Source organism: Duganella sp. CY15W (genome assembly GCF_009857555.1).
Classification (GTDB): domain Bacteria; phylum Pseudomonadota; class Gammaproteobacteria; order Burkholderiales; family Burkholderiaceae_D; genus Rugamonas; species Rugamonas sacchari.
On record NZ_WWCQ01000006.1, the window covers coordinates 77,414 to 102,752 of the forward strand.

General features: G+C 59.4%; 30 protein-coding genes, 2 tRNA genes and 1 riboswitch. Of the genes, 17 read left to right on the plus strand and 15 right to left on the minus strand.

Annotated elements, in window-relative coordinates; all coding sequences use genetic code 11:
- Positions 1-3: 3 nt before the first annotated feature.
- Positions 4-711, minus strand: a complete 708-nt coding sequence (locus GTP58_RS25070; RefSeq protein WP_161079795.1) for a hypothetical protein — start codon at positions 709-711, stop codon at positions 4-6.
- A 440-nt stretch (positions 712-1,151) separates the two neighbouring features.
- Here GTP58_RS25070 and GTP58_RS25075 point away from each other — a divergent pair, with 440 nt between their 5' ends.
- Together GTP58_RS25075 and mauJ are read left to right on the plus strand one after the other, a co-directional pair.
- Positions 1,152-1,937: a hypothetical protein gene (locus GTP58_RS25075; RefSeq protein ID WP_161079796.1), complete on the plus strand. Its 786-nt coding sequence runs from the start codon at positions 1,152-1,154 to the stop codon at positions 1,935-1,937.
- A gap of 174 nt (positions 1,938-2,111) precedes the next feature.
- Positions 2,112-2,951: a methylamine utilization protein MauJ gene (mauJ, locus tag GTP58_RS25080; protein ID WP_161079797.1), complete on the plus strand. Its 840-nt coding sequence runs from the start codon at positions 2,112-2,114 to the stop codon at positions 2,949-2,951.
- A 180-nt stretch (positions 2,952-3,131) separates the two neighbouring features.
- Here the strand turns inward: mauJ and GTP58_RS25085 are convergent.
- From GTP58_RS25085 to GTP58_RS25130, 10 genes are all read right to left on the minus strand, one after another.
- Positions 3,132-3,207, minus strand: a tRNA-Lys gene (locus tag GTP58_RS25085).
- Between the two features lie 30 nt (positions 3,208-3,237).
- Positions 3,238-3,313, minus strand: a tRNA-Lys gene (locus GTP58_RS25090).
- 58 nt (positions 3,314-3,371) lie between these two features.
- Positions 3,372-4,127 carry a tol-pal system protein YbgF gene (ybgF, locus tag GTP58_RS25095; RefSeq protein ID WP_161079798.1) on the minus strand — a complete coding sequence of 252 codons (756 nt, stop codon included), beginning with the start codon at positions 4,125-4,127 and terminating at the stop codon, positions 3,372-3,374.
- A 114-nt stretch (positions 4,128-4,241) separates the two neighbouring features.
- Positions 4,242-4,775, minus strand: a complete 534-nt coding sequence (gene pal / locus GTP58_RS25100; protein ID WP_072786215.1) for a peptidoglycan-associated lipoprotein Pal — start codon at positions 4,773-4,775, stop codon at positions 4,242-4,244.
- Between the two features lie 27 nt (positions 4,776-4,802).
- Positions 4,803-6,068, minus strand: a complete 1,266-nt coding sequence (tolB, locus tag GTP58_RS25105; RefSeq protein WP_161079799.1) for a Tol-Pal system beta propeller repeat protein TolB — start codon at positions 6,066-6,068, stop codon at positions 4,803-4,805.
- A 1-nt stretch (position 6,069) separates the two neighbouring features.
- Positions 6,070-6,993 (minus strand): cell envelope integrity protein TolA, encoded by a 924-nt coding sequence (gene tolA, locus GTP58_RS25110; RefSeq protein ID WP_161079800.1) that lies wholly within the window; start codon positions 6,991-6,993, stop codon positions 6,070-6,072.
- 9 nt (positions 6,994-7,002) lie between these two features.
- Complete coding sequence (locus GTP58_RS25115; protein ID WP_072786218.1) at positions 7,003-7,440, minus strand: ExbD/TolR family protein; 438 nt, start codon at positions 7,438-7,440, stop codon at positions 7,003-7,005.
- A 5-nt stretch (positions 7,441-7,445) separates the two neighbouring features.
- A complete protein-coding gene (gene tolQ, locus GTP58_RS25120; protein ID WP_072786219.1) occupies positions 7,446-8,138 on the minus strand; it encodes a protein TolQ in 693 nt (230 codons plus the stop codon).
- Positions 8,139-8,143: 5 nt separating this feature from the next.
- Positions 8,144-8,566, minus strand: coding sequence for a tol-pal system-associated acyl-CoA thioesterase (gene ybgC, locus GTP58_RS25125; RefSeq protein ID WP_072786220.1), 423 nt, complete (start codon positions 8,564-8,566; stop codon positions 8,144-8,146).
- Between the two features lie 270 nt (positions 8,567-8,836).
- Positions 8,837-9,583, minus strand: coding sequence for an SDR family NAD(P)-dependent oxidoreductase (locus GTP58_RS25130; RefSeq protein WP_161079801.1), 747 nt, complete (start codon positions 9,581-9,583; stop codon positions 8,837-8,839).
- A 129-nt stretch (positions 9,584-9,712) separates the two neighbouring features.
- Positions 9,713-9,849: riboswitch (ZMP/ZTP riboswitch) on the plus strand.
- A 93-nt stretch (positions 9,850-9,942) separates the two neighbouring features.
- Between GTP58_RS25130 and glyA the strand changes: the two genes are divergently transcribed.
- From glyA to GTP58_RS25180, 10 genes are all read left to right on the plus strand, one after another.
- Positions 9,943-11,190, plus strand: coding sequence for a serine hydroxymethyltransferase (glyA, locus tag GTP58_RS25135; protein ID WP_072786222.1), 1,248 nt, complete (start codon positions 9,943-9,945; stop codon positions 11,188-11,190).
- Between the two features lie 53 nt (positions 11,191-11,243).
- Complete coding sequence (gene nrdR / locus GTP58_RS25140) at positions 11,244-11,717, plus strand: transcriptional regulator NrdR (RefSeq protein ID WP_072786223.1); 474 nt, start codon at positions 11,244-11,246, stop codon at positions 11,715-11,717.
- Between the two features lie 93 nt (positions 11,718-11,810).
- On the plus strand, positions 11,811-12,356 hold the full coding sequence (gene pilV / locus GTP58_RS25145) for a type IV pilus modification protein PilV (RefSeq protein WP_161079802.1): 546 nt from the start codon (positions 11,811-11,813) through the stop codon (positions 12,354-12,356).
- Entirely contained in the window at positions 12,353-13,219 is an 867-nt protein-coding gene (locus GTP58_RS25150; protein WP_161079803.1) for a PilW family protein, read from the plus strand. Before pilV ends, GTP58_RS25150 begins: the two co-directional genes overlap by 4 nt.
- A gap of 3 nt (positions 13,220-13,222) precedes the next feature.
- Entirely contained in the window at positions 13,223-13,798 is a 576-nt protein-coding gene (locus GTP58_RS25155) for a PilX N-terminal domain-containing pilus assembly protein (RefSeq protein WP_161079804.1), read from the plus strand.
- A 10-nt stretch (positions 13,799-13,808) separates the two neighbouring features.
- On the plus strand, positions 13,809-15,785 hold the full coding sequence (locus tag GTP58_RS25160) for a pilus assembly protein (RefSeq protein WP_161079805.1): 1,977 nt from the start codon (positions 13,809-13,811) through the stop codon (positions 15,783-15,785).
- The gene (locus GTP58_RS25165) at positions 15,782-16,228 is read left to right on the plus strand and encodes a type IV pilin protein (protein WP_072786227.1); all 447 of its coding nucleotides are present in this window, start codon (positions 15,782-15,784) and stop codon (positions 16,226-16,228) included. Before GTP58_RS25160 ends, GTP58_RS25165 begins: the two co-directional genes overlap by 4 nt.
- Positions 16,225-16,779: a GspH/FimT family pseudopilin gene (locus tag GTP58_RS25170; protein ID WP_161079806.1), complete on the plus strand. Its 555-nt coding sequence runs from the start codon at positions 16,225-16,227 to the stop codon at positions 16,777-16,779. The genes GTP58_RS25165 and GTP58_RS25170 overlap by 4 nt, the downstream gene beginning before the upstream one ends.
- A gap of 7 nt (positions 16,780-16,786) precedes the next feature.
- Positions 16,787-17,881, plus strand: coding sequence for a bifunctional diaminohydroxyphosphoribosylaminopyrimidine deaminase/5-amino-6-(5-phosphoribosylamino)uracil reductase RibD (ribD, locus tag GTP58_RS25175; RefSeq protein WP_161079807.1), 1,095 nt, complete (start codon positions 16,787-16,789; stop codon positions 17,879-17,881).
- An 8-nt stretch (positions 17,882-17,889) separates the two neighbouring features.
- Entirely contained in the window at positions 17,890-18,537 is a 648-nt protein-coding gene (locus tag GTP58_RS25180; protein ID WP_161079808.1) for a riboflavin synthase, read from the plus strand.
- 27 nt (positions 18,538-18,564) lie between these two features.
- Here GTP58_RS25180 and GTP58_RS25185 read toward each other — a convergent pair whose 3' ends face one another.
- On the minus strand, positions 18,565-19,449 hold the full coding sequence (locus tag GTP58_RS25185) for a PrsW family intramembrane metalloprotease (protein WP_161079809.1): 885 nt from the start codon (positions 19,447-19,449) through the stop codon (positions 18,565-18,567).
- The gene (locus GTP58_RS25190; protein WP_161079810.1) at positions 19,450-19,776 is read right to left on the minus strand and encodes a hypothetical protein; all 327 of its coding nucleotides are present in this window, start codon (positions 19,774-19,776) and stop codon (positions 19,450-19,452) included. It abuts the gene before it with no gap.
- Positions 19,777-19,941: 165 nt separating this feature from the next.
- Between GTP58_RS25190 and GTP58_RS25195 the strand changes: the two genes are divergently transcribed.
- Complete coding sequence (locus GTP58_RS25195) at positions 19,942-20,502, plus strand: TetR/AcrR family transcriptional regulator (protein ID WP_161079811.1); 561 nt, start codon at positions 19,942-19,944, stop codon at positions 20,500-20,502.
- Here the strand turns inward: GTP58_RS25195 and GTP58_RS25200 are convergent, their stop codons facing one another.
- Positions 20,503-20,874 (minus strand): cytochrome c family protein, encoded by a 372-nt coding sequence (locus tag GTP58_RS25200; protein WP_229215747.1) that lies wholly within the window; start codon positions 20,872-20,874, stop codon positions 20,503-20,505.
- A 220-nt stretch (positions 20,875-21,094) separates the two neighbouring features.
- On the opposite strand from GTP58_RS25200, the gene ribBA reads away from it, so the two are divergent.
- The 4 genes from ribBA (at position 21,095) to GTP58_RS25220 (ending at position 24,034) form a co-directional block, all read left to right on the plus strand.
- Positions 21,095-22,204 (plus strand): bifunctional 3,4-dihydroxy-2-butanone-4-phosphate synthase/GTP cyclohydrolase II, encoded by a 1,110-nt coding sequence (gene ribBA / locus GTP58_RS25205; RefSeq protein ID WP_161079812.1) that lies wholly within the window; start codon positions 21,095-21,097, stop codon positions 22,202-22,204.
- Positions 22,205-22,229: 25 nt separating this feature from the next.
- Positions 22,230-22,718, plus strand: coding sequence for a 6,7-dimethyl-8-ribityllumazine synthase (ribH, locus tag GTP58_RS25210; RefSeq protein WP_072786231.1), 489 nt, complete (start codon positions 22,230-22,232; stop codon positions 22,716-22,718).
- 25 nt (positions 22,719-22,743) lie between these two features.
- A complete protein-coding gene (nusB, locus tag GTP58_RS25215; protein ID WP_072786232.1) occupies positions 22,744-23,214 on the plus strand; it encodes a transcription antitermination factor NusB in 471 nt (156 codons plus the stop codon).
- Between the two features lie 184 nt (positions 23,215-23,398).
- Positions 23,399-24,034: a hypothetical protein gene (locus GTP58_RS25220; RefSeq protein WP_161079813.1), complete on the plus strand. Its 636-nt coding sequence runs from the start codon at positions 23,399-23,401 to the stop codon at positions 24,032-24,034.
- Between the two features lie 58 nt (positions 24,035-24,092).
- Here GTP58_RS25220 and GTP58_RS25225 read toward each other — a convergent pair whose 3' ends face one another.
- A complete protein-coding gene (locus GTP58_RS25225; RefSeq protein WP_161079814.1) occupies positions 24,093-24,980 on the minus strand; it encodes a lytic transglycosylase domain-containing protein in 888 nt (295 codons plus the stop codon).
- Positions 24,981-25,339: the final 359 nt, after the last annotated feature.

Genomic DNA, 25,339 nt, shown 5'->3' on the forward strand with positions numbered 1-25,339 from the left:
GCCCTACCAATAGTTAGCAGTAGCGAACGCCGCAAGCGCTCCACCGACAAACGCCCCCACTGTAACGCAAATTGGCGCGGCCGGCCCGCACGCCAATCCAGCGAGTGCACCGCCGGCAATCCCACCTGCCACGCTGACACCATTTACGGCAAGTTCCTTTTGAAAGGTCGCAGCTTTGTTCGATGAGGTCGCAATCTTATAGGTTGATAGTGCTATCGCCACAAACAGCAAACCCCGCCCCGCATAAGCGGCGCCCGCCATTGCTCGGCTCACGTAAGCATTCGATCTACCTGCTGATGTGACGATGCTGGCATAAACAGCGTTTTGTTTTGTGATCGATAGGCGTGAGAAAAGTGCTTGCTCGCCGTTCAATTGCACGGTTTTGAGAGCGATAAGTTGATTAAGCGAATAGCCTTCTTGCTTCATACTTTCGGCAAACGCTCGCCCCACCGGGGTGCTGCGCGCGCGAATTATTCCCATGATGAGATTTCGCGTTTCCTGAGCTTGACGTGCAGCCGCAGCCCAACTGATCCTGCGAGAGATTGCGTCGGCTCGCAGCTTGTCGGACATATTTTTTATCTCTTGGATATAGAGCAGGCGTGCCCTGGTGTCGATGCTCAGATGCGCGCCCACATTGGTAATCTGCGCCTCCAACGATTTCATCGTGCTGTTAAAAATCGCTTCATCTTTATCTGTTTTGTTCGGTTCCATAGGGCTGTCCTCTTCAAGTTAGGCATGTGATGCAGGGTAAGCCGCACTAAAATCCCGCAGCTTGCGCGACCGCAACTTAGCCGCCTGATTACGAGACACGGAGTTAGAATCCGTGGAACCTGCTTCGGAGACTCTGCTTCTGGGAAGTGCTTGAGGCACCGCCTAGGCGCATTTGCGGCAGGAGGGAATAGAGCTAGGGGAAGGACTGTGTGCCGGTCCATTTCTGGTCGCGGCGTCGGAAGTGTAGCCTCAGCGCGGGTACGGATTTTTCCGAGCGCCGCGACTAGATATTCTGATAAGATTTTTGCACACTCTGCACGGATACTTATTTCTAGATTGGTACTGCTTTCGCTGTATTCAAAGTGAAATGTAGTGATAGACATTTCTGTTCGCGGCCGAGGAGTACTTTTGAATTTCACATCGCTTTATATAACCAAGGGATGAACTTAATGCCATGTCGTCTTTGTGATATCTCGAATAACTTCGGCAAGTCACACGTAATTCCAGAAGCGTTCTTCCGTGGCAGGCACGCGAATGCGGGGCCAAAATACATGGTTGCTGATGGACAGTACCCGAAGAAAGCGCCGGTAGGAGTTTATGATTCCGGGATCTTGTGTCAGGGATGCGAGAAAAAATTTGGGTGGTTGGATGATTATGGTGCAGAGGTTCTTATCAATCGATTTGATGAACTATTCGTCCCTGTTCGAGAGCAGAACAGTATAGTTGCGAGAAGATCGGTGCCGGGCAAGGTTGACCAAGAACGACTTTTGCGTTTTTTTGTTTCTGTTTTATGGCGGGCGTCGATATCGACCAATTCCTATTATCGACGGGTGCGCCTAGGACCGTATGAATCGCTTGCGGCGAAAGCCGTTGATCCCGATGTGGCGCTAGACTCAGCTTTTGCGGTTGCGCTCTCTTGTTGGGGGAGAGAGAAGGATGATGATGCCCACATTCTGTCACGAACGAATATGGACCCATTTGCGGAAAAGTGGGATGGTGTGAATTCTTACAGATTTTACTTTGGTGATGTTGTTGCCTATATCAAAGTGGATAAACGTCCATTCCCCCGAAAGTTGGACGCCATAATCCTTGAGCGTAGTGATTCTGTATTGATGATTGAACGTGAATTTATGTCAAGTAATGACTTGGCAGCTATGCAGGCAACGATGAAGAAGGCGAAAATCCCGACTGGACGCAAGAGTCTATTCGAGAAAAAAACAGGATAAGCATAGTGTATATCTTATCTGATCGAAAGGGCTTTCATAATGCAACCCGATAAAGTATCCACGACTATCTCTTGCGATGAGCTAGGACCGGCTGGAATTCGAGGCGAATTGTTCGTGCTTGATGTGTTTGAAAATGAAGCGAGGCGGGACGAGGATCGGTTACACGATACTTCGATGAGAAAATTTAAGTTGGCCGGGCGGCTAGGTAAGTCTGAAACTGCCACTGAGGATATCAAGTTTGGCTTTGATGTGAATGATGGGGATTCATTTCTTCTGACACCTGAAACTACCCATCTTAGCCGAGTTCGCTGTCCCGATGGTGTATTCGAATTGCGCAAAAACTCACGTGGGGAGCATTCTCTGGTCGCATTTGAATGCGAAGCCGGGAGCATTGCTGACGCTCGTAAAAAATTCATGCTGGCGGTGGTGCCTTTTCTAGACCTCTTGACGTTTAATGTGAATAGCCCATTATTCTTGACGTCTATTAGTATTGAAGACAGTAAGAATAACATTAGAGCGCTTGATTATGTTTCGCCGTATAGGCCCGCGACGCTTAGTCCGCATTTTGGGAGCCTTTTCCCAGAGCTAATGCCTGTCTTCGCCTTATATCGTGAAGCTAAGAATTCTGGCAGCAGCTTTTATAAATTTTTGTGTTATCACAAGTTGCTTGATGGGATATATGGCATCATGCGAGCAAATCTATTTAAGCAAGCAAAGTCCAAGAACATCACACTGACGCAGCAACGAGATGTAGTGCCAGACTCGCCTTATATTGTAGAGTCTTTGAGGCAACATATAGGCCAATCGATTAAGGTATTTCTAGATAGTACTTTAACCCCTCGCTATCGGAATGCCGTTGCGCATTTTGTTACAGACGACGGCGGCATTCTAAACATGAGCCTGCCGGAGCACATTAATAGTTATGCAGAGATTTTGTATGTTACTGAGCTGGCTGTTCGAGTGGCTATCGAAAGCTATCAGTCTATGCTGGCGGAGCTGCACAGCAAAGGTTGAGGTGCCGTAAGGGCGGGCGCGCGATTTATTCGATTTTTCCTCTTTGTCCTAGCTTGTGGCCGTATCGGACGGGGCGCTATAGTCCGGGAGGGCGCAACTGAGAGAATCTCGCTACGACCAGAGAGCGACCAGAACAAAAAAGCCCACGAACCGAAATTCGTGGGCTTTTTTGATGAATCTTGGTAGGCCGTGCGGGATTCGAACCTGCGACCAACGGATTAAAAGTCCGCTGCTCTACCAGCTGAGCTAACGACCCTTAGGTATGAAAACCTAGGCACTTTCGGAATGGTAGGCCGTGCGGGATTCGAACCTGCGACCAACGGATTAAAAGTCCGCTGCTCTACCAGCTGAGCTAACGACCCCCGAAAGAAGCGAGATTATAGGGGGTAATCAGCTCTGCTGTCAAATGCCCGTCAGTAATTATTTGCCGCCCAGGCGTTCTTTGGCCGTGGCGGCCGCAGGCGAGTCCGGGTATTGCTTGATGAGGTCTTGCAGGGTCTTTTTGGCCGCCTTGTCTTTCAGCTCCGTCTGGCAGCTGGCGATGTTGAGCATGGCGTCGGGCGCTTTCGGGCTGTCGGCGTAGTTTTTCAGGACCACCAGCTGGGCGGCAATCGCGGCCTTGCAGTCGCGCTGGGCGTAGTAGGAGTTGCCGAGCCAGTATTGGGCGTTGGAGGCGTAGCTGGAACCTGGGTAGCGCGCGACGAAGTCGCTCAGCGCGCCGCCGGCTGCTTTGTAGTCGCCCGATTTGAACAGCTGCATGGCCGCTTCGTAGTTGCGTTGCTCGCTCGGGTCCACTTGCGAGGTCTTGCCGTCGATGGTGACTTCGCGCGGCTCCAGCTTGCGCAGGCGCGCGTCGAGGTCGACGTAGAAGTCTTTCTGGCGCTTCTGGGCATTGGCCAGTTCGTTGGCCAGCACTTCGATCTGGCCGCGCAGCTGGTTCACCTGCTGCAGCGTGGCTTCGTTCTGGTTGACCAGGTCCAGCGTGCTGGACTTGTCGGATTTGGTGTCGATGCGGGCTTGCAGGTCGGCGCGTATGGATTCGACCTTGGTGCGCAGGTCGAGCAGGGCTTTGCGGGCTTCGTCGTCGTCGAACAGGCCGGCATGGGCTTGCAGCGGCAGCCAGGTCATCGCGGCCAGCAGGGCGGCGCTCAGGCCGGATTTGGAGAATTTCATCATGTCGGGCGCTCTTTCACACAAATCTAAACAATAAAGAAACGGGGCAGGGCGCGGATTAGTCCGCGCGCCGCCCCGTATTATGCCTGTGACCCGGCAAAAAGGTAGTGCTTTTGATTACTTGTAGACGATGTCAGCACGACGGTTTTGTGCCCATGCCTCTTCGTTGTGGCCTTCGGCTTTTGGCTTTTCTTTGCCCAGCGATACGGCTTCGATCTGCGACTCTGGCACGCCCAGGGTGCTCATGGCTTTGCGCACGGCTTCAGCACGTTTCTGGCCCAGCGCCAGGTTGTACTCGGAACCGCCGCGTTCGTCGGTGTTGCCTTGGACCAGGATCGAGCGGGCTTTGTTTTTGACCAGGTAGGCCGAGTGGTTTTCCACTACTGGCTTGCCGTCGGCGCGCACTGCGTAGCTGTCGAAGTCAAAGTAGACGCTGCGGTTAGCCAGCACGCCTTTTGGATCGTCCAGCGGGTCCAGCGATTTGGTTTCCACGGGCGCGACGGTGCGGGTGTCCGCTTGTGGCTGTACGGCTTTTTCGACCGGACGCTCAACCACTTCCACTGGCTTTTTCTCTTCGATCGGGGTCGACGAGCAAGCGGCGAGGATGGCGGCGGTGGTGATGGCAAATGCCAGGCTGCTGAGTTTACGCATATTCATTCTCCTAGTAGTGAATCGAAATTACTGCATGAACGGACCCCAGGTGGGCTCCTTGATGTTGCCCGCCTGAGCGGTCAGGCGTTGTTTTACACGGCCATCCACCGAGACCACTGCCAGCGATTTGCGGCCGCCAGCGCGGGTGGCGTACATGATGTATTTGCCGTTGGGGGCGAAGCTTGGCGACTCGTCGTCGGTGGTGTCGGACAGGCGTTGCTCCTGGCCGCTGGCCAGGTCCAGCACGAACAGCTGGAAGTTGCCGTCGCGGCGCGAGATGTAGGCCAGCGTTTTGCCGTCCGCCGAGATGCGCGGGCTGATGTTGTAGCTGCCGCCGAAGGTGACGCGCTTGGCGTCGCTGCCGTCCGGATTCATGCGGTAGATCTGCGGGCCGCCGCTGCGGTCGCTCGTGAAGTAGATGCTGTCGCCATCGGCCGACCATTGCGGTTCGGTGTCGATGCCGGCGCTGTTGGAGGCGCGGCGCAGGTTGCTGCCGTCGGCGTTGACGGTGTAGACCTGGGTGTGGCCGTCCTTGGACAGCGCCACCGCCAGCTTGTTGCCGTTCGGCGCCCAGGCGGGCGCCGAGTTGCTGCCTTTTTCATTGGCCACCACGGTGCGGGCGCGGGTGATCAGGTTCTGCACGTAGACCACGGGCTTTTTCTGTTCGAACGAGACGTAGGCTACCTTGGTGCCGTCCGGCGACCATGATGGCGAGATGATCGGTTCGTTGGAGCGCAGCGCCAGCTGTTCGTTTTCGCCGTCGGCGTCGGCGACCAGCAGCTGGTAGTTGCGGCCTTCCTGCTTGACGTAGGCGATGCGGGTGGAGAAGGCGCCTTTGATGCCGGTCAGCTTGAAGAACACATCGTCGGCGATCAGGTGGGCCGACAGGCGGGTGAACTGGGCAGTGACGGCCTTGTCCAGATTGGAGATCTTGGCTTGCTGATTGGTGTCCATCAGCTTGTAGCGGACGTCGTAGCGGCCGTCGGCCAGCGCGTCGACCGTGCCGACCACGAGCGCAGCGGCGCCCTTGGATTTCCAGGCGCTGTAGTCGATGTTGTTGACGTCATTGATGACGCCAGCGTCGATGATCTTGAAGGCGCCGCTACGTTCGAGGTCGGCCTTGATGATCTCGGAAATTTTCTGCGGCGACACGCCTTCATTGGCAAAACCGGCTACCGCCACGGGGATCTGGTTGTTGCCGACGCCGGAAATTTCAATCCGCATCTGTGCCTGGGCGCTGCCCATGGTGGCGGCGATGACCAGGCCGGTGTAGAGCATGTTCAGTTTTTTCATGTCAGTGCATATCCTTCATTTTGAAATCAGCATTAATGTCGCGCTCTACCGTACCATCTTTTTTCTTTGGTAGTGGCGACGATGCGTTAATCGCGCTCTCGATCGCCCGGTCGTAGGCGTCCGAGCCGCTGCCTTTGATCTTGCGGATGCCGATGATCTCGCCGCTCGGCAATTGGGTAATGGCGTAGCTGGCGGTCAGGTTGTCGTCAAAGTTGCCGTTCAGGTTGCTCTTGATCTTGGCGACGATGGCGGCCTTGTAACCGCCGTCGGTACGGCCGCCGGTCGACTGGGCTGCGGTGCCGGTCGTGCCTTTGGCGGCGGCGCCGGTGATGCGGCTCATTTCGGCGGCGAAGGCTTTTTCCTTGGCGGCTTTGTCCGCTTTTTCCTTGGCGAGTTTTTCCGCGGCGGCTTTTTTCTTGTCTTTTTCAGCCTGCGCTTTTTCCTTGGCTTCCTGTTCGGCTTTCTCTTTTTCTTTCTCTTCCTTGGCTTGCTGCTCGGCCTTTTTCTTGGCGTCCAGCTTGGCCTGTTTTTCGTCAGCTTCTTTTTTCAGACGTGCCTGTTCCAGCTTCTCAGCTTTCTCTTCTTCCAGCTTTTTCTTCTTGATGCGCTGGAGGGCGATTTCAGGATCTTCTTTCGGCACCGGCGGCGCTTCGACCTTCGGGGCGGGGGGCGGCGGCTTGACGACTTCGGGTTCCGGTTCAGGCTGCGGCGCCGGTTCGGCGGGCGGCGCTGGCGGTGCGGCGTCCTGGACTTTCATGTCCCAGATTTCAGCCTGCACTTCGACCGGTTGATTGTTTTGCCAGCTCACGCCCACCCACAGGAACAGCAACAACACGGCGTGCATCGCCACCGCCAGCGTGATCGAACGCCAGCTGTCGTGTTGTCGCGGAACCTTGTACGGACCGCCTGCGGTTGCGGGTTTCATGTTTTGCATTTACTTGGTGGACAGGCCTACGCGGGTGATGCCCAGTTTCTTCGCTTCCGAGATCAGCTGAATCACGTCGTCGTACTTGCTTTCCTTGTCGCCGGCGATCAGCACCGGATAGTCAGGATGGTCGTTGTGGATGGTGCGCAGCTTGCGTACCAGTGCGTCGCGGTTGGGCGCGGTTTCCGGCGCGTCCTCATCCTTGCCTTTGACGCCGATCGACAGCGCACCGTTCGGCTTGAGCACGATCTGCACGTAGTCGCTTGGCGGCTTGGTGGATTTTTCCGCGCGCGGCAGGTCGACCACGCTCGGGTCGTTGGCCGACGGCATCACCATGAAAATAATCAGCAGCACCAGCATCACGTCGATGTAGGGCACGACATTGATTTCCGATTTGAGCTTGCGGCCACGGCCGCCACGCATGCTGCTGGAGAAAGAAGAAGCCATAGTGATTAACGCGATTGACGCTGCAGAATGTTGGAGAACTCTTCCACAAAGCTCTCAAAACGGATCGCCAGGCGGTCCACGTCGTACGAGAAACGGTTGTAGGCCACGAAGGCGGGAATCGCGGCGAACAGGCCGATGGCGGTGGCGATCAGCGCCTCGGCAATGCCTGGCGCCACGGCGGCCAGCGTGGCCTGCTGCACGTTGGCCAGGCCGCGGAACGCGTTCATGATGCCCCAGACCGTACCCAGCAGGCCGATGTACGGCGACACCGAACCGACCGAGGCCAGGAAGGCCAAGTGCGATTCCAGCGCATCCATTTCGCGCTGGAAGGCGGCGCGCATGGCGCGGCGGGCGCTGTCCAGCACGGCGCCGGCGTCCATGTTTTCACGGCTGGCGGTGAAGGCGGCTTTGGATTTGATGAACTCGCCCATGCCGGCTTCGAAGATGCGTGCCAGCGGGCCGCTGTTGGCGCGGTCCTTGCCGGCGTTCTGGTACAGCGCGTGCAGGTTGCCGCCGGCCCAGAAGGTCTTTTCAAACTCCACCGTCAGGCGGCGTGCCGATTTGATCGCAAACAGTTTGCTGAAGATGTAGGTCCAGCTGGTCAGCGAGATGACGAACAGCAGCGCCATAATCAGCTGCACGATCAGGTGTGCATTGGTGATGAGGGACAGGAAAGACAGGTCTTGAGTGACGTTCATTGTGTTCAGTCGGTTTGGGTGGTAACACGGGCAGGGCGCATTTTGTCGGCAACGACCGCCGGGACGGCGCGCGGACGCAAGGCAGAATCGACGCAGCCAACTTTGACGCGCGCCGTATTCAGCAATTGCTCGCCGCACCACGCTTCCTGATGGAAAACGATGGAGGCGCGGCCGATTTTTTCGATACTAACTGTTAATTTTAATTCATCATCCAGTTTGGCTGGCGCATGATAGTCGGCGCTCACGCTTTTGACGACGAACATGGCGTCATGTTCAGCCAGTAAATCGTGCTGGTTGACGTTGAGCGCGCGCAGCCATTCGGTGCGGGCGCGCTCAAAGAATTTGAGATAGTTTGCGTAATAGACGATACCGCCGGCGTCGGTGTCTTCGTAATAGACCCGTACGTTCCAGATGAAATCAGCTGGCATGTTGTTTTGACTACTAATGTGATTGAGCAACATTCTACGCGATATTGTTGTTTTGGTTGAACTTTATCAACTGGCGCGCAAGGGTGGCCTAACGACAGTAAAGCGATTTACTTGCAAGTTGCCAAGCATTGTAACAATGGCTTACGAAATTAGTTCATGCGTGAAGAGAAACTAAGTTTCGCTTAAGTCAAGCAGTGTTGGCGTTCACCCCGCACTTCGGTCCGTCGCGGGGTCTGACCCGTACGGGTCAGACCCCTCTGTCGGGGCGGGTTAGAGGGCGCGTTTGATGTTGAGCGCGCCGTAGCCCTGGCACGTCGGCATCATGTCGATGCGGTTGATGTTGACATGCGGAGGGAGGGTGGCAATCCAGTAGGCCGTGTTGGCGATGTCTTCGGCCGTCAGCGGGGTGGTGCCTTCGTAGACTTTGGCCGCTGCCGCGTCATCTTTCAGGCGCACATTGGAGAATTCGGTGCCGCCGCACAGGCCCGGCGCCAGGTTGGTGGTGCGTACGCCAGTGCCGGCCAGGTCAGCCCGCAGGTTCTGCGTGAACTGGTTGACGAAGGCTTTGGTGGCGCCGTACACATTGCCGCCCGGGTAGGCGGTGGAGCCGGCAATCGAACCGATGTTGATGATGGTGCCGCTGTTGCGCTCGACCATGCCCGGCAGGATGGCGCGCGTCATGGCCACCAGGCCGCTGACGTTGGTGGCGATCATGGTGTCCCAGTCTTCCAGCGACGAGGTGTGGGCCGGGGTCACGCCCAGCGCCAGGCCGGCATTGTTGACCAGCACGTCGATGGCGCGCCAGTCGGCGGGCAGGCTGTCCAGCGCGGCCTGGATCGAGGTCTTGTCGGTCACGTCCAGCACGATGGGGCGTACCGCATCGCCCAGTTCGGCCGACAATGCCTGCAGGCGGTCTTCACGACGGCCGCTGATCAATACCTTGTGACCGTTGCTGGCGAAAATGCGCGCCATGGCAGCGCCGAAGCCGGCCGTAGCGCCGGTGATGAAGACGATCATGATCTGTCCTTGGGTGAGTGGTCGGTTGGACAAAATTGTAGCCGCAAATCCGCGATCAGGTGGGATTGCTAATAATGCAATCTATATTCTTGCTCAAATCTGGCGCATCAAATACAATTTGGCTTCCATTACGTCTCACGTAACTGGCGAAAAGCTGGAGTGATTTTCAAAAATGCCCCACAATGGTGCGTTTTGGTCAGTCGGCGAAAGGTGGGCATCCACCGGGAAACGTGAGATTTCAATAGCCGTTCGCCTGGGCAGCCCTCGATGGAAAGCACGAAGAGGCTGCCGGTCCGCTATGGCTTCTCTCTTTCGATCCAACTGCCAGTAACGATTACTCACCCGATTGGAGTTTTTTCATGTTCGCAAAAGATCACACCCTCGCCAGCATTGACCCGGAACTGTTCGGCGCCATTCAAAACGAAAACACCCGTCAGCACGATCACATCGAGCTGATCGCTTCGGAAAACTACACCTCGCCAGCCGTAATGGAAGCGCAAGGTTCGCAGCTGACCAATAAATACGCCGAAGGCTACCCAGGCAAGCGCTACTACGGCGGTTGCGAGTACGTTGACGTCGTCGAGCAGCTGGCCATCGACCGCGTAAAAAAACTGTATGGCGCGGAAGCGGCCAACGTGCAGCCTAACTCGGGTTCGCAAGCGAACCAGGGCGTATTCTTCGCCATGCTGAAACCAGGCGACACCATCATGGGCATGTCGCTGGCAGAAGGCGGCCACCTGACCCACGGCATGCCACTGAACATGTCCGGCAAATGGTTCAACGTGATTTCCTACGGCCTGACCGCCGAAGAAGACATCGACTACGCTGCGATGGAAGCACTGGCCAAGGAACACAAGCCTAAGCTGATCATCGCTGGCGCGTCGGCGTTCTCGAAAAAGATCGACTTCGAGCGCTTTGCTGCCGTCGCCAAATCGATCGGCGCCTACTTCATGGTCGACATGGCCCACTACGCTGGCCTGATCGCTGCCGGTCTGTATCCTAACCCGGTGCCGCACGCTGACTTCGTCACCTCGACCACCCACAAATCGCTGCGCGGCCCACGCGGCGGCATCATCCTGATGAAGGCTGAGCACGAGAAAGCCATCAACTCGGCAATCTTCCCTGGCATCCAGGGCGGCCCGCTGATGCACGTGATCGCTGGCAAGGCCGTGGCCTTCCAGGAAGCGCTGCAGCCTGCGTTCAAAGAGTACCAGCAGCAAGTGGTGAAGAATGCCGACGTGCTGGCCAAGACCCTGATCAAGCGCGGCCTGCGCATTGTGTCGGGCGGCACCGAGTCGCACGTGATGCTGGTGGACCTGCGTCCGAAGAACCTGACCGGCAAGGAAGCGGAAGCGATCCTGGGTTCGGCCCACATGACCTGCAACAAGAACGGCATTCCGAACGATCCACAGAAGCCATTCGTGACCTCGGGCATCCGTCTGGGTTCGCCTGCGTTCACCACCCGTGGCTTCAAGGAAGCGGAAGCGGAACAAGTCGGCAACCTGATCGCAGACGTGCTGGATAACCCGCACGACGCGGCCACCATCGAGCGCGTGAAAGCGGCGGTGAAGGTGCTGGCTGACAAGTTCCCTGTCTACGCCAAGTAATTGCAGTACCGTGACGCCGGCAGTGGCCGGCGTCACTAAACCAAAGCGCCCATATGAAATGTCCGTTCTGCCAGCATGAAGATACCCAGGTCCTCGATACGCGTGTATCGGAGGAGGGGGATGCTATCCGCCGGCGCCGGCGCTGCGGCAAATGTGATAAACGATTTACCACGTATGAGCGCATTGAACTGGTGATGCCGTATGTGGTCAAGAAGAACGGCAGCCGTACCGAATTCTCCTCGGTCAAGCTGCGCGGCAGTCTGGAGCTGGCCTTGCGCAAGCGTCCCGTGGCGGCGCCTGCGGTTGATGCGGCCGTTGCCTCGATTGAAGAAAAGCTGCTGACCAGCGGCCAGCGTGAAGTCGATACCGGCTACATCGGCGAGCTGGTGATGCAGGAGCTGAAGCGTCTCGACAACGTCGCCTTCATCCGCTTTGCATCCGTCTACAAAAACTTCGAGGACCTGGCCGAGTTCCAGAACGCGATTGCCGAAGTAGGGCAGGAGCGTAAGCCGTCCCGCAAAAGCTAGCATCCTGCTGGCGCACTTTTGATACACCTCATATTCTCAGCATTAAGCGCTGCTACCTTCTAGCACAGTCTTCCTGACTTGCGGAGGTGTGCCATGCGCGCACGCGGCAATAGCGGCTATACGCTGCTGGAAATCCTGATTGCAGTCGTGGTGCTGGCCCTCGGCATCATCGGCGGCGTGGCCTTGCAGATGGCGTCGTTGCGGGCGCGGCACCAGGCGGTGCTACTGTCGCAGGCGGCACAACTGGCGGCCGCCTTGTCGGAGCGCATGCGGGCGAATCCATCCTCAACCGACGTTTATCTGACCCTCAATTACGATGCCTATGCCGAGCCCATGCCGGTTGTGCCCGCAGCCTTGTGCGATGGCAGCGCATGCAGTCCGTCGCAACTGGCGTTGGCCGATTTGTACGAGGCCAAGCAACTGGTACGGCAAACGCTGCCCGCCGGTCGCGTAGTGATTTGCCGCGATGGTGGCTTGTGGAGCGGTGGCAAGCTGCGCTGGTCTTGCGCGGGTGACGCCGCTGCGCCGATGGTGGTCAAGGTCGGCTGGCGCGGCAAGCATCCCGATGGCACGCCGTTCACCGATGCGGCTGGCGAATATGCGCCAGGCGTGGCGCTGACGGTGGGAGCCATGCCATGAGACGCGCGTGCGGCTGGGGCATGATCGAATTCCTGGTGGCGATCGCGCTAGGCCTGCTGATTACGCTCATGGGCAGCGGCCTGTTGCTGGCGTCCAGCAGCAACTACCGCAATCACAGCGACAATGTCTGGCTGGCGGATGGCGGCCGTTACGCCATGCGTATCATGGCGCAGGCAATACGCCAGGGCGCTTATGTCAACTGGGACAGCGAGCTTGCGCCGGCGGAGCTCGCGCCCGATGCGCCGGCTGCGATTACCGGCCTGGATGCCGCCAGCGTCACCCGCAGCAGCGATGGTATCAGCGCGCCACAGCCTGCGGTAGCCAATGGCAGCGACGTGCTGGCCGTACAGTTTTCCGGTTCAGGCACAGGCGCGAATGGCGATGGTTCCAGCATCAACTGCGCGGGCTTCGGCGTGGCTGGTGGCACGCGTGGCTGGAGCATATTCTACGTTGCGGCGGATGCCGGCGGCGAGCCGGAGTTGCGCTGTAAATACCGCAGCGCGGCTGGCTGGGGCGCAGACGCCATCGTGCGCGGCGTCGATTCCTTTCAAGTGCTGTATGGCGTGGACACCGATACGCCGATGGACGGCGTGCCCAATACCTATCTGAACGCCACCGGAGCGGCGGCGCTGGGCTGGAAGCGCGTTTGCAGCGTCAAGCTGGCGTTGCTGCTGCATGGCGAGCGCAACACGCGCGCGGATACGGCGCCTGCGCGTTTTGACTTGTTCGGTACGGCGTATGCGGATGCACATGGCGAGGACCTCGGGGTTCGCGTTGTGGAGGGCAGTCTGCCGGCGGCGCAGCGTCAGCGTGCGCGGCGGCTGTTCAGCATGACAGTGGCATTGCGCAACCGGGGCGGTTGAATCATGCGCAGGCAGCGAGGCATCGCGTTGTTGGTCAGCCTGGTGTTGCTGGTGATGGTCATGTTGCTTGGGGTGTCGGCAGCGGTGCTCAGCTTGCAGGGCGAGAAGGCTGCGCGCAGCGAGCGTGATCGGGATGTGGCATTTCTGACAGCGGAGGATGCCTTGGGCGATGCGGAGCGTGATATCCAGGACAGCAGCGACCCGGCACGGCGCGAGGCCTTTGCCAATGGCGAGGCATTTTCCAGCCAGTGCGGCAGCGGTGGTGTGGGCCTACGCTTGCGGCCAGCCGGCGCGCAGAAACCAGCCTGGCAGACGGTCGATCTATCCGGCGTGGAGGATGGCGGCGCCTGTAGCGCTACGCACGGCGCTTATACCGGGGCGGCAATGGCGACAGGCGAAGGCTTCCTGCCATTCAAGAAACCACGCTACGTGATTGAACGGATGGAGTGCCACCAGCCAGGCGACGATGCGTCCGCAGGCGCCAAGCCGCATTACTGTTATCGCGTCACGGCGATAGGCTTTGGCGCCAAGCCCGAGGCGGAGGTGGTGCTGCAAAGCGTTTTTATTAAGCCGGAATGAGGAGCGCATCATGAGCGTGATACGGCATTGGTATGCTGCGGCAGTCTTCTTCACTGCCGCAGCGACAACGCAGGCCAGTCCGCCGACGCTGGCGATCGATAGCTTGCCGCTCGCAGCAAGCTGTGGTGCGCCGACACCAGCGAACGGTGCCGCCTTAGTGCTGGCCGGCACGGGCGATCTTTATCAAGCCACGATGACGCGCGATGACTGGGGCGGCCATTTCGCGCGCTACCTGTTTTCGGGCGAAGGCGGAGCCTCGGCACTTGCCTGGGATGCCGGCGCCATACTCACCGGCGCACCGGGCAGGCCGCCTGTGCCTGCGCCTGAGCTGCGGCAGATCTACACCTCGTTTGTCCAGCCGGATGGCGCACTGGTCATGGTGCCGTTCACGTGGTCTACGCTGTCGCTGCAGCAGCAGGCGCTGCTTAATCTTGAAGATGGCCAGGGTGAACAACGCCTGGCCTATTTGCGTGGCGACCGGTCGCTGGAGAGCACGGCATTTCGCCAGCGTAGCAGCGTTCTCGGCGATGCCGTGCACAGCACGCCAGTGTATGCAGGGCCGGTTGAACAGCAGGCGGTTGTCTACCTCGGAGCCAATGACGGCATGCTCCACGCCTTCAAGGCCAGCACCGGCGTGGAGATTTTCGCCTATGTGCCGGATGCACTGTTCGCCCAGCTTTATCATCTGAGTGAGGCCGTCTATGCACATCGGGCTTATGTGGATGGCCCGGCCAGTATCGGCGATGCGCTGATTGGCGGCGAAAAGAAAAGCATCCTGCTTTCCGCCATGGGCGGCGGTGCAAAAGGCGTGTTTGCGCTGGATGTCACTGATCCCGATAACTTTGCGGGCGGCCTGGGCGCGCTATGGGAATTCACCAACCGCGACGATCCGATGATGGGCAACGTCATCGCCATCCCGCAGGTCGCCAGAGTGCGCGTGCGCCGCAATGTGTATCGCTACTTCGCTATCGTTCCCAGTGGCGTCAACAACTATGAGGACGGCGGTGATGGCAAAGGCGCGTTGTTCCTGCTGGCGCTCGACAAGCCACGCACAGAAGGCTGGAAAATCAACAGCAACTACTACCGCATTACGACGCCGATCGCCGACAAGTCGCTGGCCAATGCCTTGAACGCGCCGGTTTTGCTCAACGATAGCGACGGCGCGCTGCGCTATGCCTACGCTGGCGATTTACAGGGCAATGTGTGGCGCTTTGATTTCAGTGGCAACGCGCCGTGGTCCAAGGCGCCGGGCAAGCCGCTGTTCGTTGCGCGCGATGCTGCCGGACATCGGCAGCCGATTACGCAGCGGCCACTGCTGGCGTTCGCCAGTGTGCATGGCTATATGGTGTTGTTCGGCACTGGCCGGTTGATCGAAGCGGCCGACCGTAGCGCTGCCAACGCGGTAACACAGTCTTACTACGCCATTCTCGATAGCCTGCAAACGCCGCCAGACGTCATCACCAGCCGTCACCAGTTGGCGCAGCGTTTTCTCGACGGCAGTGGCGCGCTGCTCAGCATCAGCGGCGCGCGCATGGATGTGGGCAGCAAAGGCTGGTATCTCGATTTCATTGAGACCGCCGAGCGCAGCGTCAACGCCGGGCTGCTGGCGGACGGCGCCGTGCTGTTCAATACAGTGCTGCCGGGTGCCGATATATGCAGTCCAACGCGCAGCCGCAGTTACGCGCTCAGCGCGCTATCCGGACTGCCGGAGGGCGGATTTACCGCAGTCCTGCCCGGCAACGAAGCGCTGGTTGGCCTGCTGCTGCCGTTCTATGCACCGGCGCCGGTATTGCTGCCGCCGGCGGTCACGAGTTCGGCACGCGACGCGCTGGGCCGCATCGTGCAGGAAAATACCTATGCGATGGCGCAGCCTGGCGGAGCGGGGCCGTTGACCGTGGTGGGGCGCATGAAATCCATACGCCGTGCCGGCCGCTTGAGCTGGCGTGAAGTCAGCAACTGGCGCGAACTGCACGAGGCGGCAAAATGAAGCCAGCAGGATTCACGCTGATTGAATTGCTAGCCGCGCTCGTGATTATCGCGGTGCTGTCGGCGCAGGCGGTGCCTGCCTACCAGCAGCACCTCATCCGCACGCGCCGCCACGAAGCGCATGCCGCGTTGCTCAGGCTGATGATGCAGCAAGAGCGTTATCACACACAGCACAATAGCTACATCGCCTTTTCATCGGGCAATGCCGACGCCGAAGCACGCCAGTTCCAATGGTGGAGCGCGAATAGCGCCAGCAGCAGCGCCTACGAAATTGAAGGCAAGGCCTGTGATGGCGAACTGATCGACCATTGCGTCCAGCTGATTGCCACGCCGGGTACCGCGCTGGTTGACGAGCGCTTCCATGACACGGACTGCCGCGCACTGACACTGACCAGCAATGGCCTGCGTCTGGCGGCCGGCCCCGCAGCAGGGTGCTGGCCATGAAGGCCCTATCCCTTCGCCGGGGCGCCGGTGTGACGCTGATCGAGCTGCTGGTGCTGCTGGCTATCGGCATCGTCCTGTTGGGCACTGCCATACCGGCTTTCCATTCTGCCTTGCAGCGATTGCGCTTGCAGGCCGCCGCCAACGATCTGCTGGCCGCCATCGACCTGGCGCGTTCCCAGGCCATCGCCCATGGCGGCAAGGTGGTGATGGCGCCGCTTGGCGCCGGCTGGCAAAGCGGCTGGGCGGTGTTCGTCGATCACAACAACAATCGCCGCCACGATGCCGGCGAGCCGCTGTTTTACCGCCATGACCCGCTGCCCGACACCATCCGCATCGAGTCGAACTTTTCCTCAAGTGCAGCGTCACTGTATGTTGCTTATAATGGCGCTGGGCGTGCTTGCAGCGCCGATAACAGCCTGGCTGCGCGCTGGGGAACGTTGTCGCTGACGCAAGGCGGGCAGGCGCGCAACATCAAGATCAATATGCTGGGCCGGGTCCGTGTTTGCGATCCGGCGCGGGAACAGGGCAACTGCGGTGGCGCAGTGGATTAAGGATAATGTGGACATCAGCAACGATCTGGAGGGCATGACGCAGGCGCTGGCGTGGGCGGCCAAAGGGCTGTACACGACGTCGCCGAATCCGCACATCGGCTGCGTCATCGTGCGCGATGGGCAGATCATCGGCGCCGGCGTCACCCAGCAGGCGGGCAGCGACCACGCAGAAATCCAGGCCTTGAAGGACGCGCAGGCGCGCGGCAATGACGTGCGCGGCGCGACCGCCTATGTCACGCTGGAGCCGTGCAATCACCACGGCCGCACGCCGCCATGCTCGGATGCGCTGGTGCGTGCCGGCCTGGGCCGTGTTGTGGCGGCCATGGAAGACCCGAATCCGCTGGTCGCGGGGCAGGGCATGGCCAAGCTGCAGGCGAACGGCATCGAGACCAGCGTCGGCTTGCTGGCCCATGAGGCGTATGAATTGAACATCGGCTTTTTCTCGCGCATGACGCGCGGGCTGCCATGGGTACGCATGAAAACCGCCGCCAGCCTGGATGGCATGACGGCGCTGCATAACGGCGTCAGCCAGTGGATTACCGGGCCGGAGGCGCGCGCGGACGGCCATCACTGGCGCGCACGCGCGTGTGCAATTCTGACCGGCATCGGTACCGTCAAGGCCGATGATCCTCAGCTCAACGTGCGCGCGGTGGAAACGCCGCGCCAGCCGCGCCGCATCGTGGTGGACAGCAAGCTTGATATTGACCTGTCCGCCAAGATATTGGCAGGAGGCGGCACCTGGATTGCTGCAGCGGTCCGTCATCCCGAAAAGGAAGCGGCGCTGGCGGCAGCCGGTCACGAAGTCATCCTGCTGCCGAACGCGGCCGGCAAGGTGGCTTTGCCGGAGCTCATGCGCGAGCTGGGCCGTCGGCAGATCAACGAACTGCACGTGGAGGCGGGCGGCAAGCTCAACGGTTCGCTGATCCGCGAGGGCTGTGTGGACGAGTTGCTAGTGTATCTGGCGCCCGCGCTGATTGGCGATGCGCAGGGCATGTTTGCACTGCCTACGCTGACCGATCTGTCGCAGAAGAAGCGGTTGAAATTTCACGAGGTTAAGCAGATCGGCGAAGATTTGCGTATCCTTGCTCGATTCACTCATTAGGAAGAATTATGTTTACTGGTATCGTCGCCGCTGTCGGCAAAATTGAATCGGTGAAGCCGCTCGAAGGCGGCTCGTTCGCAGGCGTGCGCCTGGACATCCACGCGGGCGGCCTGCCGCTGGCGGACGTGGGCCTGGGCGACTCGATTGCCATCAACGGCGCCTGCATGACCGTGGTGGAAAAAGACGCCACCCATTTCCGCGTTGACGTCTCGCGTGAAAGCCTGAACAAGACTGTCGGCCTGGACCAGCAGGGCGAAGTCAACCTGGAAAAAGCGTTGACGCTGAATGAGCGCCTGGGTGGCCATCTGGTATCCGGCCACGTGGACGGCCTGGGCGTGGTGCGCAAGTTCGAGCCGGTTGGCGAGTCATGGGAGCTGGTGGTGGAAGCACCGCATGACCTCGCCAAGTTCCTGGCCTACAAGGGCTCGATCGTGGTGAATGGCGTGTCGCTGACCGTCAACCGCGTGAACGACATCGGCACCGGCGCTGAGCTGGTGTGCCAGTTCTCGATCAACCTGATCCCGCACACCATCGCCGTGACCACGCTCAAGCACCTGGCCGTCGGCCATCAGGTCAATCTGGAGATCGACCTGATTGCGCGTTACGTCGAGCGCATGGTGTCGGTGTCCAGCCTGATCGGCGCCAGCAAGGCGTGATGGCAAGGGTGGTGCGCCGACTGCTGCTCACCACCTGCCACCTCCATCAGATTGTCTGCGGCGACGCAGTATCAGCGCGACGATCGCCAGGCCAAGGAATAGCGGCAGCATGACGGTCACATAGATCTTGTAGATCATGAAGTGGTCGCCACTGGCCAGCCCGGCCCAATCCCAGATTCCGTGCAGCAGGATGGGGAACAAAAAGCCCAACAAGACAGTCAGATAGCGGGCGGCGCGGCTGCGCATGCCCGTCGCTGCCGCCACACCGATGCCTATGAAGGCGACGAAGAATGGGTGCATGAATGGCACCATTACGCCGCGCAGCAGGAAGCTCATCGCCAGTATCACACCGGCAGTGTGGGCAAGCCGGTCGCTGCCGAGGTAGGTGATGACGATTTGCCCGAAGTACATGATCTGCTCGCTGAACGCAAACCCGGCGCCAATCAGGCCCGCATAGACTATCCCATCCAACAGTCCGCTGATCTGCGAACGCCGGTAGTACAGCATCCACAACAGAAACGCACCTTTCGACAACTCTTCGGTGACTGGCGTGATCACCAGCGGGCGGAACCAATGGCCGAATGCGATGCCGGCGTGGGTGTCGACGAGTGCCTGCAACCATTCCTGCGACCAGATCGAGAACAATCCGGCCACGGAAGCGCCCCAGGCAAATGCGGACAGCCGCAGGCCAAGCCTGTTGCGTGTGGGCCGGCCCAACCATAGAAATGTGCCAGCCACCGCTAACGTGACCAAGCTGGACAGGGCGACGCCCCATGCCATCCCGACCAGTCCTATGCTGTTCCAGACCCAGTCCATGGCGGCAAGCCACGTCAGGATCACCAAGAGCGACCAGGCCAGCACGGCGGTGGTCACTGGGGAATGCGTCGATGACGAGGAGGATGGGTTGGACAATTAATCCTCCATCCAGGGCAGTTCGCCTGCTGGTCCAAAAATGTAGTTGTTCTGGATGTAGTAGAGGCCGCCTTTTTTGGGGCCGTAAATATAGTAGGGGCCGACGCCTTTGGGATCGTAGCCGACCTGGACATAGTAAATGCCATTGTTACGCGGGCCGTAAATGTACCGGTTCAGGATGAAGAATTCCCCGGACATCTGCGGGCCATAAATGTAGCCGCTTTGAATGTAGTACTGGCCGACATGGGGCTCATCCGACGTCGCGTAGCTGGATGCCGCCGCAGCACACAACGCCACTAATAACACTTTCAACAATCTCCTGCGCATGCAAATTTTCCTTTATTGAGTCTGACATAGGCAGCGGCGCACTCTCATGGTGCAACCGCTTCGGATTAGTATATACCAAAATGGTTGGTAATAGACCGTTTTGGTTTGATGTGGGCGCCTATGCTATCCTCGCGGTCCAGATCGTTGCTGTTCTTTTCTCTATTTATGCCCCGACTCACCAAATCTGAACTCAACGCCGAGATCATCGACCGCGCCGCAGGCCTGTTTGCCCGGCATGGTTTTGAGCACACCTCGCTGCAGCAAATTGCCGACGCCGTGCAATATTCCAAGGCTGGGCTGCTGCACTACTACCCCAACAAACAGGCGATTTACGACAAGGTCATCAGCACCGGGCTTGCGCAGGCACAGGCGCTGCTCGATGGCGTCAAGGACATTGCGATCGGGATCGAGCGTGACCGGGCCGTGGTCGAGGCGTCGGTCCAGCTGACGTTTGACTGGCCCGGGCTGTCGGCGTTCGTCAACCGCTTTGAGTTGGGCGAATCCGGCGCGGATGCGGAATTGGTCAAGATGGGGATGCTGGTCTACGCTGCGCTGGGCATTGATGTGCAAGCGCTGGACCTGGAACGCATGATCCGTGTCAGCAGTGCATTTGCCGGCATGGCGATGACGGCAGTGATAGCCGCGCGCCTCGACGTCAAGCGCGAATGGCGCGCCCACATTGTGGCCACCACCATGGATGCGCTCGGCCATGGCGGCGCCAGGTAATTACCGGGACAGGCTTTTCAGATAAGCCACCAGGGCTGCGCGCTCGGCCTTGCTGCGCACGCTGAAGTCCATATTCTGGCCGGGCAGGAATTTTTCAGGATCGGCCAGCCAGCGGTCCAGCGTGCGCTCATCCCATTGCAGGTTGGCGTCGCGCAGCGCGTGCGAATAGTCATAGCCCGCCACGCTGCCGGCATGGCGGCCAAACACGCCGCGATGGCGCGGGCCGGTTTCGTCGGTGTCGAGCGCATGGCATTCCGAACAACGTTTTTGCCACAGGCGCTGGCCTTTGGCGATCTGTTGGGCGCCTTGCGCCTGGGCGGATCCCGCCAGCAGCAACATCGCCAGGCAGAGTGGTAACGCGGTAGTGAACATGATGAATCCCCTTGTGTTTATTTCTTATACGCAAGTGCTGAGCGCCTGGATTCAAGGATTTTGAGGATGGCTGCGCACGGCAAGCGCGGGCAGTGGTGAAAGTGTTAATAGAAATACCATGCGACTTGTCGAAAAAAGCGGGCTTTTGCGGTAGGGATGGCGTAAATCCTTTAAAATAGCGGGTTAAGAAATACTCTTGCCCAGCCTTGAAGGATTAAAAATGTCAATTTCCAGCACCGAAGAAATCGTCGCCGAATTGCGCGCTGGCCGCATGGTGATCCTGGTCGATGAAGAAGACCGGGAAAACGAAGGCGATCTGGTGCTCGCGGCGGACTTCGTGACGCCGGAAGCGATTAATTTCATGGTCAAATACGCGCGCGGCCTGGTGTGCCTGACGCTGACCGAAGAACGCTGCAACCAGCTCGAGCTGTCGATGATGTCGTCCAAAAACGGCACCGCGTTCGGTACCAACTTCACCGTGTCGATTGAAGCGGCGGAAGGCGTTACTACCGGTATCTCGGCGGCTGACCGCGCCAAGACCATCCAGGTGGCCGTGGCCAAGGATGCGCAGCCGTCGGACATCGTCCAGCCCGGCCACATCTTCCCGCTCAAGGCCCAGAAGGGCGGCGTGCTGATGCGCGCTGGCCATACCGAAGCGGGCTGCGACCTGACCGCCATGGCCGGCCTGACGCCTGCCTCGGTGATCTGCGAAATCATGAAGGACGACGGCACCATGGCGCGCCTGCCGGACCTGCTGGAATTCGCCAAGGAACACAATCTGAAAATCGGCACCATTGCCGACCTGATCCATTACCGCAGCCGCAATGAATCGCTGGTGGAAAAAGTGGGCGAGCGCACGCTGAAGACCAGCCATGGCGACTTCCGCATGATCGCCTACCGCGACAAGCCGAGCGGCTCGGCCCACCTGGCGCTGGTGCATGGCCAGATCGAAAAGGGCAAGGAAACCCTGGTGCGCGTGCACCAGCCGGTGTCGATCCTGGACGTGCTGGAATCGGAAGCCACTACCCACTCATGGAATCTGTCGTCGTCGATGGCAGCGGTCAAGGCGGCGGACAGTGGCGTGATCGTGCTGCTCAATTGCGAAGAGACTGCCGAGCAGTTCTTTGCCCAGTTCGACGCGCTGTGCAAGCCGGAAGCCAAACCGAAAGGCCGCGCGGCCAGCATGGACCTGCGCAGCTATGGCATCGGCGCGCAGATCCTGCGTGAAGTCGGCGTCTGCAAGATGCAGCTGCTGGCCAGCCCGCGCAAGATGCCGTCGATGACCGGCTTTAATCTGGAAGTGACTGGCTACGTGGCCAAACCTAACTAATTCAACCAACATACAGAGGCACATCATGACCGTAGGAAGCTACGAAACCAACCTGAACGGCGAAGACTTGCGCATTGGCGTGGTACAAGCCCGTTTTAACGAAGACATCTGCCACGGCCTGCTGTCTGCTTGCCTGGCTGAGCTGAAGCACCTGGGGGTGGCGGATGAAGACATCCTGCACGTGACCGTACCGGGCGCGCTGGAAGTGCCGCTGGTGCTGCAGAAGATGGCCGAGTCGCAGCAGTTCGACGCGCTGATCGCGCTGGGCGCCGTGATCCGCGGTGAAACTTATCACTTCGAGCTGGTGTCGAACGAGTCGGGCGCGGGCATTACCCGTATCGGCCTGGACTTCGGCATTCCGATTGCCAACGCGATCCTGACCACCGAGAACGATGAGCAGGCGGAAGTGCGTATGGCCGTCAAAGGCGCCGACGCTGCGCGCGTGGCAGTGGAGATGGCCAATCTGACCATCGCCCTGGAAGAGCTGAACCAAGACCTCGGCGACGACGAATAAGAACGAAACACTAGAAGGTAATGATATGACTGAGAAGACTTTGCACGCTAACCCCAGCAAGAACCGCACGCCGCGCCACCGCGCCCGTGAGTTCGCGCTGCAAGGGTTGTACCAGTGGCTGCTGAATAACGAATCCGCCTCCACCGTGGTCAACCACATCCGCGGCGCGCACGGCTTCGACAAGGCCGACGCGGAACACTTCACGGTGCTGCTGAATGGCGCGATCGGTTCGTCGGTCGAGCTGCGCGCAACGTTTGCGCCGCTGGTGGACCGCGGCATTGCCGAGCTGTCGCCGATCGAGCACGCGGTGCTGCTGATCGGTGCCTACGAACTGAAGAACAACCTGGAAATTCCTTACCGTGTCGTCATCAACGAAGCGGTAGAGCTGACCAAGTCCTTCGGCGGCATCGACGGTCACAAATACGTCAACGGCGTGCTGGACAAGCTGGCTGCCCAGCTGCGTCCGGATGAAGTTGCTGCGGACAAGAAGCGCTAAGCTTTCCCGGTATCGTTAAAAGCCACCCACGGTAGCGTGCGGTGGCTTTTTTTATTGGCGGCTTGACGCGGGGTGGGGCAGGTGGACAGAATTGCTTTTCGGATAACTCTGGGGCGGTATCATCGAACTGCAAACACCAAGCTGGCGCCGGCGTGGCTGGCTGGCGCTGATCGCCGGCGCTCACGTGCTGGCTTTTCTGTGCTGGCAGCCGCCTGCGCGGCCGCTGGCGGCTTCTATTACGCCGCAGACGCGAATTACCTACATCCTCACGCCGATCAAGCGGCCACCACCGCCTCCGCCGCAGCGCACGGCGGCAGCGGCGCCAACGCCGCAGAAAACGCGTATCGCCTCGGCAGCGCCGTCACCGGCGCCAGCACCAGCGCCAGCGCCAGCGCCAGCGCCAGCGCCAGCGCAGCCCCAGGCCATCACGCCACCGGCGGAGCGGCAGCCGGAAGCCATCACGCAAACGGCGCCGCCACCGGATCCGTTCGCCTTGCCGGTCAAGCCGGAGCAAAACTTGAAAGAACGCGCGATTGCTGGCGCGCTTGCCGCTGACAAGCAGGCGCGCAAGGACGCGTGGACGCAGCGCGACAGGCGGTATGTCAACGATGAGAGCGCTTTGGCGGCGGCAATCGGCAAAGCCTATCGCGGTGGTACGTTAAAGACAGTGGAAATGGTGGCTGCCGACGGTAGCCGGATCACCAAATGGGTGATGCCCGGAGGGCAGGAGGTGTGCTACTACTCCGAATCCAACAATTTCAGCGGCGGGCGCGATCCCTTCCGCGACACCGGACGCCTCAGCGTCAGAAGCTGCAATTAGCCGGGACGAAAAAAAACCACCTGACCAAGGTGGTTTTTGCTTTGCGGAGCAGACTGGATTACAGACCAGCGATCTGCGTGCCGTTGACCGACTTGTCGGTAGCAGCAACTGCTGCTGGCTTGACGGGTGCGGCGGCCATCACCGGGGTGATGGTTGGCACTTTCTTACCGGCCGACACTTGTTTCAGGCGGCTGTATTCAGCCAGAACGCGCGAACCGTAGCCATCGTCATGCTCGAAAGCAGCGGCGCCCACGTAGCTTTTCAGGCCAGCTTCAACCGAACCGCCACGGGTCACGTAATCCTTCAGGATCAGCGAGCCGACGCGGATGTTGGCCACGGGATTCAGTGCAGCTTGCAGGCCGCCCATTTCCTGGAACTTCTCGTGGTGCACCTTGGACATGACTTGCATCAGGCCTTGCGCGCCCATCGGGCTTTCCGCAAACGGGTTGAAACCCGACTCAATCGCCATCACCGACAGGATCAGCAGCGGATCCAGTTTGATCTCGCGTGCCGTCAGGTAAGCGGTGGACACCAGCATGTTGGCCGCGTCGCCCGCAACGCGGTAGCGCTTGGACAGCCAGGTGGTGACCCATTGCTGCTGCTTCTGGGTGCCCAGCAGGGCTTTTTCTTCCGCCGACAGCGGTTCTGCGTTGGCAGCTGGCGCTGCAGCGGCAGGTGCTTCCATCAGCGCGGTCAGTGGTGGCGCCTGAACGGCGACCACTTCGGCTTCTGGCGTGCGATTCAGGCTGTCGCTGAGGGCCTTGGCCAGGTCTGGACGGACAAACAGGACTGCCATTACTACTAAAGCGGTCACACCCACAATGGTCAGGGTGTGCTGGGCGGTGGTCAACACGCCCTTTGCCGAAATGCGGGTCGAAGACAACCACGCTGGCTGGCTAGCCATGAAACGGGCAGACAGGACTGCACCGGTGTTGCGATTAATCATATAGTTCCCCTGAAATGTCCGTAAAAGCGATACCCCGCCAGCGTCAAACGCAGCTATACAGGTGCTCATGCCGTGCATCAGAAATATTCGTTCGTCGTCGCTGTAGGAAGCACACGAGAACGCCATCATTGCTTGCTTGTTGCTGATCTCTCCAGATGGAGTCAACCAGATGCAATACAACTACTACCGGGGAGGAAGGCAGACGCCTTGTGAAAACACTCCTTAAAATGTCATGTGGAGCCCCGACTCCGTGAATGAATGAGCGCTGACATTGTGTGGTCCGCGTAAGGTCCTGAGACCTGTTCTCTTCAAGTAGGGTGGATTGTATGAGGCGTTTTATATCAAGTCAATACTAACAA

Bases quoted from the DNA above. Each gene is read 5' to 3' on its own strand.
- tolQ (WP_072786219.1), bottom strand. From the start codon at position 8,138: ATGAACGTCACTCAAGACCTGTCTTTCCTGTCCCTCATCACCAATGCA.
- tolA (WP_161079800.1), bottom strand. From the start codon at position 6,993: ATGAAACCCGCAACCGCAGGCGGTCCGTACAAGGTTCCGCGACAACAC.
- GTP58_RS25115 (WP_072786218.1), bottom strand. From the start codon at position 7,440: ATGGCTTCTTCTTTCTCCAGCAGCATGCGTGGCGGCCGTGGCCGCAAG.
- GTP58_RS25195 (WP_161079811.1), top strand. From the start codon at position 19,942: ATGCCCCGACTCACCAAATCTGAACTCAACGCCGAGATCATCGACCGC.
- GTP58_RS25155 (WP_161079804.1), top strand. From the start codon at position 13,223: ATGCGCAGGCAGCGAGGCATCGCGTTGTTGGTCAGCCTGGTGTTGCTG.
- GTP58_RS25165 (WP_072786227.1), top strand. From the start codon at position 15,782: ATGAAGCCAGCAGGATTCACGCTGATTGAATTGCTAGCCGCGCTCGTG.
- tolB (WP_161079799.1), bottom strand. From the start codon at position 6,068: ATGAAAAAACTGAACATGCTCTACACCGGCCTGGTCATCGCCGCCACC.
- GTP58_RS25070 (WP_161079795.1), bottom strand. From the start codon at position 711: ATGGAACCGAACAAAACAGATAAAGATGAAGCGATTTTTAACAGCACG.
- GTP58_RS25180 (WP_161079808.1), top strand. From the start codon at position 17,890: ATGTTTACTGGTATCGTCGCCGCTGTCGGCAAAATTGAATCGGTGAAG.
- ribH (WP_072786231.1), top strand. From the start codon at position 22,230: ATGACCGTAGGAAGCTACGAAACCAACCTGAACGGCGAAGACTTGCGC.
- ribBA (WP_161079812.1), top strand. From the start codon at position 21,095: ATGTCAATTTCCAGCACCGAAGAAATCGTCGCCGAATTGCGCGCTGGC.
- ybgF (WP_161079798.1), bottom strand. From the start codon at position 4,127: ATGATGAAATTCTCCAAATCCGGCCTGAGCGCCGCCCTGCTGGCCGCG.
- GTP58_RS25190 (WP_161079810.1), bottom strand. From the start codon at position 19,776: ATGCGCAGGAGATTGTTGAAAGTGTTATTAGTGGCGTTGTGTGCTGCG.
- GTP58_RS25150 (WP_161079803.1), top strand. From the start codon at position 12,353: ATGAGACGCGCGTGCGGCTGGGGCATGATCGAATTCCTGGTGGCGATC.
- mauJ (WP_161079797.1), top strand. From the start codon at position 2,112: ATGAGAAAATTTAAGTTGGCCGGGCGGCTAGGTAAGTCTGAAACTGCC.
- pal (WP_072786215.1), bottom strand. From the start codon at position 4,775: ATGCGTAAACTCAGCAGCCTGGCATTTGCCATCACCACCGCCGCCATC.
- glyA (WP_072786222.1), top strand. From the start codon at position 9,943: ATGTTCGCAAAAGATCACACCCTCGCCAGCATTGACCCGGAACTGTTC.
- GTP58_RS25170 (WP_161079806.1), top strand. From the start codon at position 16,225: ATGAAGGCCCTATCCCTTCGCCGGGGCGCCGGTGTGACGCTGATCGAG.
- GTP58_RS25200 (WP_229215747.1), bottom strand. From the start codon at position 20,874: ATGTTCACTACCGCGTTACCACTCTGCCTGGCGATGTTGCTGCTGGCG.
- ybgC (WP_072786220.1), bottom strand. From the start codon at position 8,566: ATGCCAGCTGATTTCATCTGGAACGTACGGGTCTATTACGAAGACACC.
- nusB (WP_072786232.1), top strand. From the start codon at position 22,744: ATGACTGAGAAGACTTTGCACGCTAACCCCAGCAAGAACCGCACGCCG.
- pilV (WP_161079802.1), top strand. From the start codon at position 11,811: ATGCGCGCACGCGGCAATAGCGGCTATACGCTGCTGGAAATCCTGATT.
- GTP58_RS25160 (WP_161079805.1), top strand. From the start codon at position 13,809: ATGAGCGTGATACGGCATTGGTATGCTGCGGCAGTCTTCTTCACTGCC.
- GTP58_RS25130 (WP_161079801.1), bottom strand. From the start codon at position 9,583: ATGATCGTCTTCATCACCGGCGCTACGGCCGGCTTCGGCGCTGCCATG.
- GTP58_RS25225 (WP_161079814.1), bottom strand. From the start codon at position 24,980: ATGATTAATCGCAACACCGGTGCAGTCCTGTCTGCCCGTTTCATGGCT.
- GTP58_RS25075 (WP_161079796.1), top strand. From the start codon at position 1,152: ATGAACTTAATGCCATGTCGTCTTTGTGATATCTCGAATAACTTCGGC.
- nrdR (WP_072786223.1), top strand. From the start codon at position 11,244: ATGAAATGTCCGTTCTGCCAGCATGAAGATACCCAGGTCCTCGATACG.